A 239-nucleotide genomic window follows, 5' to 3' on the forward strand; every position below is an offset into this window, starting at 1 on the left:
GCAAGGCATGGGGCTAGACGCACGAATGATCGCTGCGGCCTTGGTTGCTCCATATCGCATGCAAGGCAAAGGCGGCAAGAATGATGCCAATGATGCGGCTGCCATCTGCGAAGCTGCCAGCGGGCGTGTCCGAATTTTTGTGTAAACGGTTCGGACTTCAATTGACGGAGATGCGGTCTCCGAACTCAATGGTAAAGCGGGTCAGCGCAGCCTTCCAATCCCGGATGGGCATGGTCCAC

General features: G+C 56.9%; 1 pseudogene. It reads left to right on the plus strand.

Annotated elements, in window-relative coordinates:
* A pseudogene (locus SJH88_RS19665) lies at positions 1-121 on the plus strand (IS110 family transposase); the annotation flags it as partial.
* Between the last annotated feature and the right edge of the window lie 118 nt (positions 122-239).

Source organism: Comamonas sp. GCA5, assembly GCF_036541385.1.
GTDB lineage: Bacteria > Pseudomonadota > Gammaproteobacteria > Burkholderiales > Burkholderiaceae_C > Comamonas > Comamonas aquatica.